A 13,222-nucleotide genomic window follows, 5' to 3' on the forward strand; every position below is an offset into this window, starting at 1 on the left:
CCCGGCGCAACCTCGCGCCGCCGGCCCGCAACGACAGCGCAGGCCCGCCGTGGCGGGCCTGCGCCGACAACATTACGCCTGCACGAAAGCCAGCAGGTCGGCGTTGAGGACGTCCGCGTTGATCGTCAGCATCCCGTGCGAGTAGCCCGGGTACGTCTTCAGCGTACCGTTCTTCAGCAGCTTGATCGACTTCAGCGCGGCATCCGCGATCGGCACGATCTGGTCGTCCTCGCCATGCAGCACGAGCGTCGGGACGGAGATCGACTTCAGGTCTTCGGTCTGGTCCGTTTCCGAAAAAGCCTTGATGCCTTCGTAATGCGCCTTGGCGCTGCCTTCCATCCCCTGCCGCCACCAGTTGCGGATCACGCCCTGATGCACGGTTGCACCTTCACGGTTGAACCCGTAGAACGGGCCGCTCGGCACGTCGAGGAAGAACTGCGCGCGATTGTCGGCGAGCGCTTTGCGGAAGCCGTCGAACACCTCGAGCGGCAAGCCTTCGGGGTTCGATGCGGTTTTCACCATCAGCGGCGGCACCGCGCTGACCAGCACCGCCTTCGCGACGCGGCCGGCCGGCTCGCCGTGCTTCGCGACGTAGCGCGCCACTTCGCCGCCGCCGGTCGAGTGGCCGATGTGCACCGCATTGCGCAGGTCGAGCGCTTCGACGACGGCGAATGCGTCTGCCGCGTAATGATCCATGTCATGGCCGTCCGACACCTGAGCCGACCGGCCGTGGCCACGACGATCGTGCGCCACCACGCGATAGCCCTTCTGGACGAAGAAGAGCATCTGCGCGTCCCAGTCGTCCGCAGACAACGGCCAGCCATGATGGAAGACGATGGGCTGCGCGTCCTTCGGGCCCCAGTCCTTGTAGAAAATCTCGACGTGATCCTTCGTTGTGACGGTTGGCATCGCGATGGACTCCTGTAAGGTGGATGAACTCGGCGCAGTGGCCGGAAGCCATTATCGGCCATTATTGTGAAACGACGATGCCATCTCACGCCGCGGTCGCCAACAATGCCGCTCCACCGCGACGAGATCCCTATTGGACCAGGCCGACGATGAACAGGGCAGCGTCCCACCTAGCCCTTCAATCCGGACCGAATCTTCAGAACGTTTCAGTACAGCTTCAGGAACCTGCGTCGATTCAGGCGCAGACTGCCCGACGCGCCACCTCACGTGCACCGCTTCACGCTTGCATGAACCTTGGAGGAACGATCCGGCTGGCGTCACGCATGGCTTCCGCCGCGCGGGATCGTCGCGATCGAGTCGATCGGCGATCGCAACCGACCCGCACCTGCGTGAAATCCCGTTTGCTGGCGACACATCCGGAAAATCGCCTCGGCACGAAGCCAGGAAAAATGCGACTGCGCAGACACGGACCGGCATCGATCCACGACGACCTGGAGATTTTTGAACGATGGACACACTGCTTTCGATGCGGATCTTTACCCGCATCGTCGAGACGGGCAGCTTCACGCGCGCATCCGACACGACCGGGTTGACCACACCGCGCGTATCCGCGCTGCTCAGCACGCTCGAGCAACATCTTGGCTGCCGCCTGCTGAATCGAACGACACGCCGGATCTCGTTGACCGAGGACGGGCAAGCCTACTACGAGCGCTGCGTCATGGTGCTCCGCGAGATCGAGGACATGGAAGCGTCGGTGTCCCAGGCGCGCAATGTGCCGCGCGGCCGGCTGAAAGTGAATCTGCCGCCGGCCATGGCGAAGCAGATCGTGGTTCCCGCGCTTCCCGCGTTTCTCGCCGCGCATCCGGGTATCACGATCGAGCTGGGCGTGACGGACCGCCAGATCGACCTGGTCGGCGAAGGTGTCGACTGCGTCGTCCGCATCGGCGCGCTCGACGATTCCGGGATGGTCGCGAAGCGAATCGGCACCCTCACGACGTGCACCTGCGCGTCTCCCGCCTATCTCGACCGATGCGGCCGCCCCGAGACGGTCGACGATCTTGCGCAGCATGTCGCCGTCAGTCACGTTTCGGCCGATACGGGGCGGCCGCGAGCCTGGGACTACATCGTCGGCGGCGAAACGCGGATCGTGCAGATGTGCGGCACGGTCGCGGTCAACGATGCCGACACCTACATCGCGTGCGGCGTCGCGGGAATCGGATTGATCAAGACGTCGCTGTACCTGGTCGAACCGTTTCTGCAGTCAGGGCACCTGTGCGAAGTGTTGGCCGACTTCAACACGCCGCCACGGCCGATCTCGGTGCTGTATCCGCCCAATCGGCATGCTCCCGTCAAGCTCAGAACGTTCGTCGACTGGCTCACCGGCTTGTTTGCCGACATTCCGACGCTTCAGGGCCAACGCAACTGACTCGGCCTGCCCGTGCCTGATCGATGTCATGCGCGCGCAAAAGCGAGCAGGTCATCGTTCAGTCGTGCGGCGTTCGTCAGGTACAACGCGTGCGGCGCCCCTTCGTACACGAGCAGGGTTGCGTGAGGCACTCGATTCGCCGTCGCCCGTGCCGTCAACTCGATCGGTGCGGTCTGGTCGTCATCGCCGTGGATGATCAATGTCGGCACATCAAACTTGTCGAGATCCGCACGGAAATCCGTTTCCGAGAACGCATGCACACAATCGAGCGTGGCGTTCAGGCCTGCCTGCAGCGCCATGAACGTGGTTGCATCAAGCGCCGCGCGTGACACTGTCGAGCCGGCCCGGTTGGACCCGGTGAACAACGGCCAGAAGTTCTCGAGAAAGGCCGCGCGATCGGCGCGGATTGCCGCGCGAATCCCATCGAACACCTCGACCGCGACACCCTCACGATAATCGTCCCGCTGCGCGATCAAAGGCGTGACGGAACCGATCAGCACGGCCTTCGCCACGCGGCCGGTACCGTGTCGTGCGATGTAGCGCGCAACCTCGCCGCTCCCCATCGAAAAGCCGACGAGCGTGACTTCACGCAGATCGAGCTGGTCGAGCAACGCCGCGAGGTCGTCCGCCAGCGTATCGTAGTCGTAACCTTGCCACGGCTGGCCGGACCGACCGAAACCGCGCCGGTCATACGCGATGCATCGACACCCCTGCGATGCGAGGTGGTGCATCTGAACATCCCACATATCGGCATTCAATGGCCAGCCGTGAATGAAGACAACCGGCTTGCCGGAACCCCAGTCCTTGTAGTAAAGCGAAACGCCGTCGCGGGTCGTGAACAGACTCATCATCATTTCCTGACAGGTTGGCGGTCGGCGGATTGGCCCGCGACCTGAGTGGGGATTCAATGGCAGCCCAGTTCGACGATCAGCCGTTCGAGCTCGTTCGTCAGAATCATTTCCGCGCCGTTCGCCGGTCGCTTTGCGCCGCGCCACTGCGGCTTGTAGACGGAATCGCCCAGGCGAATGACTTGCCCGCTCAACGCGCAGCGTGCCCGCATCCGGGATTTCGCGCTGATCCAGCGCTGCTCGTCGTAGCGACAGCACGTCGGATCGCTCCACGACACGAGAACCGACGACGCGGTCTGGCGTTCGACGGAGACGATCGAGCTTCGCGCCCGCACGCCGCCGATCGACTGCATCGATGCGACATCACGCCGGCATCGGCCGGCGACGTCGACGCTTCGGCACACCGGAACATGGCTGCCGGTGCCGAACAACGGGGCGAACTGCGTAACCATCTGCTCCCAAAGACTGATCTCATTCATCGCAACGCATCCTCGCAAATGACGTGGGTGACGCGTCCCCGTATCTGACCGCTGCATGACGCGCGACACCTGTTGGCGTGAAGCGATACGAAATGGGCATGGAGACGACTCGGGGCCCACGATACCGAGACTCCGCTGAAGTGTCCTTTACCGGTCCTGAAACTTTCTGGCCGAAGCGCTCGCTCGGCGCCACCGTGACGCTTTCACGAAAATTCAGACGGCTTTCAGTACTTGCCGCGCCTGCACGATTTAGGCTGCCTACCGCGTTTGTCGGCATCCCGACCCTGTCCGATTTCGACGCCGCATGACCGCCGGCCCGGCGTCATCGCCACGCGCCGGCAACCCTACCCGTTCGTTCAACGCGGCGTCATCTCGCCGCACGCACCTGGAGCCTCGATGCGCATTCCGCAACCTGATGTCCCGCCCTCGCCGCGGCGACGCGACATGATGCTTGCCGGCGCCACCGCCCTGGCGTCGGCAGCCCTGCCCGCAGCCGCGTCGGCCGCCAGCCCGACGAAACATTCCTCTGCCACCTCGGCCCATCACGGAGTCAATGCAATGAACACGATCACCACGAAAGACGGCACCCTGATCTACTACAAGGACTGGGGCACCGGGCGTCCGGTTGTCTTCTCCCATGGCTGGCCGCTGTGCGCGGATGCGTGGGACGCGCAGATGCTGTTCCTCGTCCAGCACGGCTTTCGCGTGATCGCGCACGACCGCCGCGGTCACGGCCGGTCGAGCCAGCCGTCCCTGGGCAACGACATGAATACCTACGCCGACGATCTCGCAGCGCTGATCGACACCCTCGATTTGCGCGAAGCGACGCTCGTCGGCCATTCCACCGGTGGCGGCGAAGTGGCGCGCTACATCGGCCGCCATGGCACGAAGCGGGTCGCCAAGGCAGTCCTGATCGGCGCCGTGCCTCCGCAGATGGTGAAGTCGGCCAGCAATCCCGGCGGCCTGCCGATGGAGGTATTCGACGGCATTCGCAAGAATGTCGCCGAGAACCGCTCCCAGTTCTACAAGGATCTCGCGGTGCCGTTCTTCGGCTTCAACCGGCCGGACGCAAAAGTCTCGCAAGGCACGATCGACGCATTCTGGGCACAGGGAATGATGGGGGGCGTGTACGGTCAGTATCTGTGCGTCAAGGAGTTCTCGGAGGTCGACTACACCGAGGACCTCAAGAAGATCAACGTGCCGACGCTGATCATGCATGGCGACGACGACCAGATCGTGCCGATCGACGATTCGGCCAGGCTGTCGGCCAGGATCGTCAAGGATGCGCGGCTCAAGATCATCGCCGGCGCGTCGCACGGGATGTGTGTCGTCAACGCAGACCACATCAACGCCGAACTGCTGGCGTTCCTGCAGGCGTAATCGTGCGATGCCGCGTGGCGCGGCCGCTGCGGCGGCCGGCTCGCGCGGCTGCACGACCGTCAGGCTCCACTTTTGCGTCGCACGCAATGCTCGTTTGCGGGGCGCTCCGATTCCCATCGGAGCGCCCCGCCCCTACGCTTGTCGGCATGCAGGACACACCATGCGCACTGCGGAACGCATGGGTCACAACTCCCCGCGCGCCTCTGCCAACCGATCACCGATCCGCCGGCAGGGGCGCGCGTGGCGCTCCACATTCCAGGAATCCATCATGTCGGCAGATTCGACTTCGCTTGCGGCCCGAGGACCTGCCGCCAAACTCACCCAGGGGCTCACCGCACTCTTCGCGCTCTGCTGCGGCGCGATCGTCGCCAACCTGTACTATGCGCAACCGATCACCGAGCTGATTGCGCCCGGCCTTCACATGTCAGGCGACACGGCGAGCCTCATCGTGTCGCTCACGCAGATCGGCTATGCATTCGGCCTGTTCTTCATCGTGCCGCTCGGCGACCTGCTCGAAAACCGCAAGCTGATGATCACGACGGCACTCGTCGCGATCATGAGCCTGGCGGCGGCGGCCGTCGTGCGAACACCCGGACTGTTCCTCGTCGTCTCGCTGCTGATCGGCTTCAGTTCGGTGGCGGTCCAGATCCTGATCCCGCTCGCCGCGCACCTCGCGCCGGATCATGCGCGTGGACGCGTCGTCGGCACGATCATGAGCGGGCTGCTGCTCGGCATCCTGCTTGCGCGGCCGATCTCCAGCGTCGTGGCCGACACGTTCGGATGGCGAATCGTGTTCGCCGCGGCAGCCGTGCTGATGACGCTCGTCACGGCCGTCCTCGCCATCACGATTCCGGCGCGCCAACCCGATCACCGGGCAACCTATTTCGAGCTGATCGGCTCGCTGCTGGTACTCGTGCGCACGATGCCCGTGCTGCGCCATCGCGCCCTCTACCAGGGGCTGATGTTCGCTTCGTTCAGCCTGTTCTGGACCGCCGTGCCGGTCGAACTGACGCGTCACTACGGTCTGTCGCAATCCGCGATCGGCCTGTTCGCGCTCGTCGGCGCCATCGGCGCGACGTCGGCACCGGTCGCCGGCCGTCTCGCGGACGCCGGCCACACCGTGCGGGCGACGCTGATTGCCCTCGTCGTCGGCACGTTGTCGTACGCGGTCGCGCTGATTCATGGTGCCGGACTGGCCGGGCTCGTCGTCACCGGTATTGCGCTCGATTTCGCGGTACAGATGAACATGGTGCTGGGCCAGCGCGAAATCTACGCACTTCATGCGGCGAGCCGAAACCGCTTGAACGCGCTCTACATGACGAGCATCTTCGTTGGCGGCGCCGCCGGTTCGGCGCTTGCGAGCACGCTGTACGAGCGCGGTGGCTGGCCGCTCGTCGCCGCCGTCGCCGCTGCATTCCCGGTCATTGCCCTCGCCCATTACCTCGCGATCGGACGCCCGTATGCGCGTCGTCACGCATCAGCGTGACCCGCATCCGGATCACACGTCATTCAGTCCAATTCACGCGCCGTTAAGGATTCCTGTCGGCTCGTGAATCTACAGTAACCCATCCCGTACCGCCGTTCGAGATAGCCGCGACGGCGCCCTGCCATATCTGTAAGGAAAATCTGCCATGTCCTCCCTCCTCGGCGGCTACGACTTGCACGGTCTCGCTCTGGCCAACCGCATCGTGATGGGCCCGATGACCCGTTCGCGCGCACCGCATCGCGGCATCCCGACCGATGCGATGGCGCAGTACTACGCGCAGCGCGCATCGGCCGGCCTGATCGTCAGCGAAGCGACCAACGTGAGCCGGATGTCCGCATCGTTCGAACTCACGCCGGGCCTCGTGACCGACGAACAGGTTGCCGGCTGGAAGCCCGTCACACAAGCCGTTCACGCGCAGGGCGGACATATCTTCGCGCAGCTCTGGCATGGCGGACGCGTCGGCTCGATGACGCTGCTCGACGGTCAGGCGCCGTTGTCGCCGTCCGGCGTGAACGACGATCTGGAGCAGTTGCAAGTCTGGGCGCAGTTGCAGAACGGGTACTACACGAAGATTCACGCGACGCCCTCGCGTGCGATGACGGCGGTCGACGTGGCCTGGGCCGTCGACGATTTCCGGCGCGCCGCCGCCCACGCGATGTCGGCCGGTTTTGACGGCGTCGAGATCCACGCGGCCAACGGCTATCTGCCGCACCAGTTCCTGTCGTCGACACTGAATCGCCGCGACGACCGCTACGGCGGTACGGTCGCGAACCGCGCACGCTTTCTCGCCGAAATCATCGACGCAATTGGCGGTGTGATGCCGCTGAACCGTGTCGGCGTGCGCGTGTCGCCCTACGCGAAATACAACAATGTGCGCGATGCGGATCCGGACGCGACCTATGCCTATGTCGCCCGCATGCTCACCGAGGCCGGCGTTGCCTATCTGCATGCGGCGGATACGAATGGCTGGAGCGGCGAACCCGACCTGCCGCGCATCATTGCGAACCTGCGCCGGCAATTCGGCGGCACGCTGATGCTGAACGGCGGGATTTCGCCTGAAGCCGCGAACGCGTTGATTGCCGCGGGTGACGCGGATCTCGTGGCGTTCGCGCGAGCGTATATCGCCAACCCGGATCTCGTGGAACGCGTCGCGACGGGCGCGCCGCTTGCTTCGGCAAAGCCGGTCGGCTGGTACGGCGGCGATCGTGCGGGCTATCTCGACTACGCGCGCCACGATGAGCCAGGGCCCGCGGCATGAGCGCATTCACCCGCATTCCGACGTGCAAGGAGAGGCAATGAACAGCAAACGGATAGGGTTCGGCATTGCCGGCGCCGTCATCGTCATTGCCGCCGCGATCGCCGGCGGCATTCTGTACGAACCGGCGATTGCGCCGATCGCGCCGCCGCAACCGGCGACGATCGATCCTCAACTGAAGCGGGAAGGCGCGCGAATCGTTGCGCTTGGCGACTGCGTCGTCTGCCACACCGCCAAGGGCGGGCGGCCGTTCGCCGGCGGCCTGCCGCTCGCGACGCCGTTCGGCACGATCTACGCGACCAATATCACGCCCGACCCTGAAACCGGCATCGGCACGTGGTCGCGCGACTCATTCGCCCGCGCGCTGCGTCGCGGGATTGCCCGCGATGGCCATCAGCTGTATCCGGCATTCCCGTACATCCATTTCACGCGGATGACCGATCGCGACATCGACGCCGCTTATGCGTACCTGATGAGCCGCGAGCCGGTCCGCACAACGACGCCCGACAACCGTCTCATGTTCCCGTTGAATTTCCGGCCGCTGGTCGCGTTCTGGAACGTGCTGTTCCTGCACGCCGGCGAGCGGCCGGCCGACCCGTCGCAACACGCCGAGTGGAATCGCGGCAAGCGGTTGGTCGACGGGCTGGGGCACTGTGCATCGTGCCATTCGCCGTTGAATGCCATCGGCGGCGAAACGGCCGGTCGCGCCTTCGACGGCGGCATCGTCGACGGCTGGGAAGCCCCGCCGCTCAACGCGCTGCAGACGGCAGTCAGGCCATGGACGAAGGAACAGCTCGTCACGTACCTGCGCACCGGCCGCGCATCGGAGCATGGCGCGGCCGCAGGCCCGATGCTGCCTGTCACGCGAGATCTCGCAACGGTGCCGAAGGAAGACGTCGATGCGATCGCGACGTACATCCTGTCGCTGCAGAAGCCCGGTTCGGCCATCCTGCGCGTCAACGCCGGCGTGATCCCCAAAACGCCCGCCGGGCAGCGTGGCGCGGTCCTCTTCAACGCGTCCTGTGCGCAATGCCACGGTCCGGCCTCGCCCATGCAGTCGATCGGCGAACGCCCGTCGCTGGCCACCAGCACGGCCGTGAACGCGGCCACACCGCGCAATGCGATCCAGATGATGCTCGGCGGGATCGACTGGCACGGCGTCGACGAAACGAACTACATGCCCGCGTTCGGCAGCCTTTACGACGACAGCCAGATCGCCGATCTCGCCGCGTATTTGCGCGGAACGTACTCGACCCAGCCGCCGTGGACCGATGTCGCAACGACGGTCGCGAAGCTCAGACAGGAGAACAGCGCACGATGATTACCCTCAATGTGAATGGTGTCGCGCACCGGCTCGACCTCGATCCGTCCACGCCGCTGCTCTACGCGCTGCGCAACGACCTCGATCTGCACGGCGCGAAGTTCGGCTGCGGCCTCGGTCAATGCGGCGCATGTACCGTGATCATCGACGACGAGCCGGTCTTTTCGTGCCTGCTCCCGGTCAGTGCGATCGGCGGCCGCCACGTGCGGACGATCGAAAGCCTCGGCACCGCGGCGCGGCCGGGACCGTTGCAACGCGCGTTCATCAAGCACCAGGCCGCGCAGTGCGGCTACTGCATCGCCGGGATGATCATGCGCGCGCAGGCGCTGCTCGAGCGCACACCGAAGCCGACCGAGCAGCAATTGCGCACGCACATGGAGCCGAATCTGTGCCGCTGCGGCACCCATATGCGGATACTCGCGGCGATCCGCGAGGTGGCGGGTCTCCCTGAACCGGGCGCCGACGCGTCCACGGCGGCTGCGCATGCTGAAGGAGCGGTCAGTCAATGAACGAGCCATTCGACGATATCGACGAGAGCCGCCGGCGTTTCATGCTGTCGGGCGCGCTGTTCGTCGCATTCGGCCTCGTGCCGGAGGCCGATGCGCTCGCCCAGATGGTGATCGCCGACGAAGGCGCGGCCGTGCACATCGGCAAGGCGACCCAGGCGCTCGCGGGCAGCCTGAAGACGAACCCGCTGCTCGACGCATGGATCCGGATCGCGCCCGACGGCCACGTGACCGTGTTCACCGGCAAGGTCGAACTCGGCACCGGCGTGCGGACCGCGCTGCTGCAGATCGCGGCAGAGGAGCTGAACATGCGGCCGGCGCTGATCACGTTCCTGACGGCCGATACGGGCGCGTCGCCGGACGAAGGCCTGACGGCCGGCAGCCATACGATCGCGGACAGCGGCAGTGCGCTGCTGAATGCCGCCGCGCAGGTGCGCGGCCTGCTGGTCGATGCGGCCGCGCGGCGGTTCGGGCTCGCCGCGGATGCGCTCGTCACAAGCGATGCCGTGATTCGTGCGCCCGACGGTCGCACGATGACCTACGGCGATGCGGTGCGCTTCGTCGACCTGCATCGCCCCGCCACTGCCACCTCGCCGCTGAAGGATCCAAAGACCTTCCGCACGATCGGCGCGTCGCTGCCGCGCGTCGACATCCCGTCGAAAGTCACGGGCGGCGCCAGCTACGTGCAGGACATGAAGCTGCCGGGCATGCTGCATGCACGCGTCGTGATGCCGCCGGTGTACGACGCGAAGCTCGTGCGCTTCGACGAGCATGCGGTCGCGGCGCTGCCCGGCGTCGAGCGGATCGTGCGCAACGGCAGCATGCTGGCCGTCGTCGCGCGTGGTGAATGGCAGGCGGTCGTCGCGCAACGTGCGCTGGCCGCGTCGTGCGAATGGACGCCCGGCCGCGCGCTGCCCGACCCGGAGACCGTGCATCGCGACCTCAAGCACCTGTCGACGCAATCGATCACGATCGCCGATCGCCACGCCCCCGCCGGCACCGCGGTCAAAACCGTGCGCGCCGACTTCGTCAAGCGTTACCTGCTGCACGGCTCGATCGGCCCGTCCTGTTCGGTGGCGTGGCTCAAGGGCGGCGAACTGACGGTCTGGACGCATTCGCAGGGCGTGTATCCGCTGCGCGACGCGCTCGCGGAGATGCTGTCGATGCCGAAGGACAAGGTGCGCTGCGTGCACGCCGAAGGCTCGGGCTGCTACGGCCACAACGGCGCCGACGACGTCGCCGCGCATGCGGCGCTTGTCGCGACGGCGATGCCCGGCCAGCCGATTCGCGTGCACTGGATGCGCGAGCAGGAACACACATGGGACCACTTCACGCCAGCGATGGTGACGAGTGCGCGCGCGTCGCTCGATGCGAACGGCCGCATCGTCGACTGGCAGTATGAACTCTGGAGCAGCTCGCACAACGAGCGCATCGTCAACGCGGGGCGCCTGCTGCCCGCGCGCATGCTCGACAAGCCGTTCGTACCCGCACCTTCGGTGCCGATGCTGCAGCCGGAGGGCGGCGGCGATCGCAACGCGATCCCGCTCTACGCGTTGCCGAACCTGCACGTGATCAACCATTTCTCGCCGACGATGCCGCTGCAGACGTCCGCGATGCGCTCGCTCGGCGCGCACACCAACGTGCTCGCGATCGAGAGCATGATGGACGAACTCGCGCAGGCGGCCGGCATCGATCCGGTCGAGTTCCGCCTGCGGCACCTGGACGATCCGCGCGCGCGGGACGTGATCCAGCTCGCGGCCAGGCAGTTCGGCTGGCCGCGGCCGCCGCGTGCGCGCAACCGCGGCGTCGGCTTCGCGTTCGGCAAGTACAAGAACCTGATGGCCTATGTCGCGCTGGCGGTCGAGGTGTCGGTCGTGCCTGAAACCGGCCATGTCACGCTCGAACGCGCGGTGGCCGCGGTCGATGCCGGGCAGATCGTGAACCCGGACGGCATCCGCAACCAGATCGAAGGCGGCATCGTGCAGTCGGCGAGCTGGACGCTCTACGAGGCGCTGCGCTACGATACCGCGCGGATTCGCAGCTTCGACTGGAGCAGCTACCCGATCCTGCGCTTTTCGTCGGTGCCGGACTCAATCCGCGTACATCTGGTCGACCGCCCCGGTGCGCCCTTCCTCGGTGCGGCCGAAGCGTCGATGGGACCGACGGCCGGCGCGCTCGCCAATGCGTTGTTCGACGCGACCGGCAAGCGTGTGCGCGACATGCCGCTCGCGGGCGATGCGTTGCGTCGGCAGATCGATGCCTGATTCGACCGGCCGGCATGCACGCCGCGCCGGCCGGCGACTCAAACAAGGTCGACATGGATAAATTCTCTTCGCTTCGCGCATTCGTCGAAGTGGCGGAGGCCGGCGGTTTCTCACGTGCCGGCCGGCGTCTCGATCTCGCGGCGTCGTCCGTGGTGCGAGCGGTCGATGCCCTCGAGGCGTCGCTCGGCGCCGCATTGCTGAACCGGACCACGCGGCAGGTCACGCTGACCGATGCGGGCTCCGTCTACTACGCACGCGCGAAACGGTTGCTCGACGACCTCGCGGACGCGGATTCGCTCGTCTCCGATCGCGGTGACGAACCGTCCGGGCCGCTGCGCGTGTCGGTCCCCGTCTCCTATGGCACGCGCTGCCTCGCACCGCACATCGCGACGTTTCTCGCGCGCTATCCGAAGGTCGGCGTGGACATGCAGCTCACCGACGAACGCGCCGATCTCGTCCTCGACCGGATCGATGTCGCGATCCGGCTCGGCGATGCCGCGCCCACCGCCGACGTCATTGCGCGGCCGCTCGGCGAATTTCGCCGCTACGTCGTCGCGAGCCCCGGCTACCTGCATGCGCATGGCACGCCGTCCGCGCCGCAGGACCTGACGGATCACGCCTGCCTGCGCTTCGACTTCGGCGTCGACCAGCAGGTATGGACGTTTTCCGGCGAGCGCACGGTGACGAAGACGATCGTGACGGGGCGCCTCAAGTCCAACCACATCGAGGTGCTGCACAGTGCCGCGCTCGACGGCGCCGGCATCGCGCTGCTGCCCGACTGGCTCGTCGATACGGACATCCGGTCCGGTCGGCTGAAGCAGCTGTTCGGCCAGTACGAGGTCACGCCCGACGCGACGCGCTCGGTCGTCACCGCGCTCTATCTGCCGAGCCAGCGTGGCTCGAAGCGCGTATCGGCCTTCGTCGATTTCGTCTCGACGCTGATCGGCACGACACCCTGACCGCACGCCGGGTACGTCGACGAACCGCGATGCGATCGGCGCCTGTCAGCCGAAGATCCGCATCGATGCCGACAGGTTTCACCATCCCGACATCCACCGGGTACTGGCACGCGTCTTTCGGCACCGAACCGACGGCCCACGACGAGCGGTCCATCGACCAACGGGTAACGGGCGAGACAGGTGTAGATCCAGGTGCGATCGGTGTAGCCGACCTAGACACATGGATAATGGCGCCATATCGACGCCCGAAATACGATGGCGGCAATTCACCGGGCCGCGTGCCACGCGTCCGGGCGAGTGCTCAACGGGCGGCACGCCCGCGCCATTTCATTGAATGAGCAAAAACATGCACACATTCGACCGGGTAGCGGTATCCCTCGAAAGCCGCG

Annotated in this window: 11 protein-coding genes; 8 read left to right on the plus strand and 3 right to left on the minus strand. The window is 66.0% G+C overall.

Annotated features, from left to right (window positions below; genetic code table 11):
• Window positions 1-72: 72 nt before the first annotated feature.
• Entirely contained in the window at window positions 73-909 is an 837-nt protein-coding gene (locus tag G3O06_RS17050; protein WP_174969620.1) for an alpha/beta hydrolase, read from the minus strand.
• A 508-nt stretch (window positions 910-1,417) separates the two neighbouring features.
• Here G3O06_RS17050 and G3O06_RS17055 point away from each other — a divergent pair.
• Window positions 1,418-2,335 (plus strand): LysR family transcriptional regulator, encoded by a 918-nt coding sequence (locus G3O06_RS17055; protein ID WP_205816863.1) that lies wholly within the window; start codon window positions 1,418-1,420, stop codon window positions 2,333-2,335.
• A 26-nt stretch (window positions 2,336-2,361) separates the two neighbouring features.
• Here the strand turns inward: G3O06_RS17055 and G3O06_RS17060 are convergent, their stop codons facing one another.
• Both G3O06_RS17060 and G3O06_RS17065 read right to left on the minus strand, forming a co-directional pair.
• Complete coding sequence (locus tag G3O06_RS17060; protein WP_205816903.1) at window positions 2,362-3,183, minus strand: alpha/beta hydrolase; 822 nt, start codon at window positions 3,181-3,183, stop codon at window positions 2,362-2,364.
• A 56-nt stretch (window positions 3,184-3,239) separates the two neighbouring features.
• On the minus strand, window positions 3,240-3,662 hold the full coding sequence (locus tag G3O06_RS17065) for a DUF3331 domain-containing protein (RefSeq protein ID WP_174998420.1): 423 nt from the start codon (window positions 3,660-3,662) through the stop codon (window positions 3,240-3,242).
• A 558-nt stretch (window positions 3,663-4,220) separates the two neighbouring features.
• Here G3O06_RS17065 and G3O06_RS17070 point away from each other — a divergent pair.
• From G3O06_RS17070 to G3O06_RS17100, 7 genes are all read left to right on the plus strand, one after another.
• Window positions 4,221-5,042 carry an alpha/beta hydrolase gene (locus G3O06_RS17070; protein WP_205816904.1) on the plus strand — a complete coding sequence of 274 codons (822 nt, stop codon included), beginning with the start codon at window positions 4,221-4,223 and terminating at the stop codon, window positions 5,040-5,042.
• Window positions 5,043-5,310: 268 nt separating this feature from the next.
• Window positions 5,311-6,528, plus strand: coding sequence for an MFS transporter (locus G3O06_RS17075; protein WP_174969617.1), 1,218 nt, complete (start codon window positions 5,311-5,313; stop codon window positions 6,526-6,528).
• A 145-nt stretch (window positions 6,529-6,673) separates the two neighbouring features.
• Window positions 6,674-7,786 (plus strand): alkene reductase, encoded by a 1,113-nt coding sequence (locus G3O06_RS17080; RefSeq protein WP_205816864.1) that lies wholly within the window; start codon window positions 6,674-6,676, stop codon window positions 7,784-7,786.
• 37 nt (window positions 7,787-7,823) lie between these two features.
• Window positions 7,824-9,104 (plus strand): c-type cytochrome, encoded by a 1,281-nt coding sequence (locus tag G3O06_RS17085; RefSeq protein ID WP_205816865.1) that lies wholly within the window; start codon window positions 7,824-7,826, stop codon window positions 9,102-9,104.
• Window positions 9,101-9,613 carry a (2Fe-2S)-binding protein gene (locus G3O06_RS17090; RefSeq protein WP_205816866.1) on the plus strand — a complete coding sequence of 171 codons (513 nt, stop codon included), beginning with the start codon at window positions 9,101-9,103 and terminating at the stop codon, window positions 9,611-9,613. The genes G3O06_RS17085 and G3O06_RS17090 overlap by 4 nt, the downstream gene beginning before the upstream one ends.
• Complete coding sequence (locus G3O06_RS17095; protein ID WP_205816867.1) at window positions 9,610-11,874, plus strand: molybdopterin cofactor-binding domain-containing protein; 2,265 nt, start codon at window positions 9,610-9,612, stop codon at window positions 11,872-11,874. The genes G3O06_RS17090 and G3O06_RS17095 overlap by 4 nt, the downstream gene beginning before the upstream one ends.
• A 53-nt stretch (window positions 11,875-11,927) precedes the next feature.
• Entirely contained in the window at window positions 11,928-12,833 is a 906-nt protein-coding gene (locus tag G3O06_RS17100; RefSeq protein ID WP_205816868.1) for a LysR family transcriptional regulator, read from the plus strand.
• Window positions 12,834-13,222: the final 389 nt, after the last annotated feature.

The organism is Burkholderia sp. Ac-20345 (genome assembly GCF_017104825.1).
GTDB classification, from domain to species: Bacteria; Pseudomonadota; Gammaproteobacteria; order Burkholderiales; family Burkholderiaceae; genus Burkholderia; species Burkholderia lata_B.

Coding starts and splice junctions, on each gene's coding strand:
- G3O06_RS17070 (WP_205816904.1), top strand. CDS start 4,221: ATGAACACGATCACCACGAAAGACGGCACCCTGATCTACTACAAGGAC.
- G3O06_RS17100 (WP_205816868.1), top strand. CDS start 11,928: ATGGATAAATTCTCTTCGCTTCGCGCATTCGTCGAAGTGGCGGAGGCC.
- G3O06_RS17060 (WP_205816903.1), bottom strand. CDS start 3,183: ATGAGTCTGTTCACGACCCGCGACGGCGTTTCGCTTTACTACAAGGAC.
- G3O06_RS17065 (WP_174998420.1), bottom strand. CDS start 3,662: ATGAATGAGATCAGTCTTTGGGAGCAGATGGTTACGCAGTTCGCCCCG.
- G3O06_RS17075 (WP_174969617.1), top strand. CDS start 5,311: ATGTCGGCAGATTCGACTTCGCTTGCGGCCCGAGGACCTGCCGCCAAA.
- G3O06_RS17055 (WP_205816863.1), top strand. CDS start 1,418: ATGGACACACTGCTTTCGATGCGGATCTTTACCCGCATCGTCGAGACG.
- G3O06_RS17085 (WP_205816865.1), top strand. CDS start 7,824: ATGAACAGCAAACGGATAGGGTTCGGCATTGCCGGCGCCGTCATCGTC.
- G3O06_RS17050 (WP_174969620.1), bottom strand. CDS start 909: ATGCCAACCGTCACAACGAAGGATCACGTCGAGATTTTCTACAAGGAC.
- G3O06_RS17080 (WP_205816864.1), top strand. CDS start 6,674: ATGTCCTCCCTCCTCGGCGGCTACGACTTGCACGGTCTCGCTCTGGCC.
- G3O06_RS17090 (WP_205816866.1), top strand. CDS start 9,101: ATGATTACCCTCAATGTGAATGGTGTCGCGCACCGGCTCGACCTCGAT.
- G3O06_RS17095 (WP_205816867.1), top strand. CDS start 9,610: ATGAACGAGCCATTCGACGATATCGACGAGAGCCGCCGGCGTTTCATG.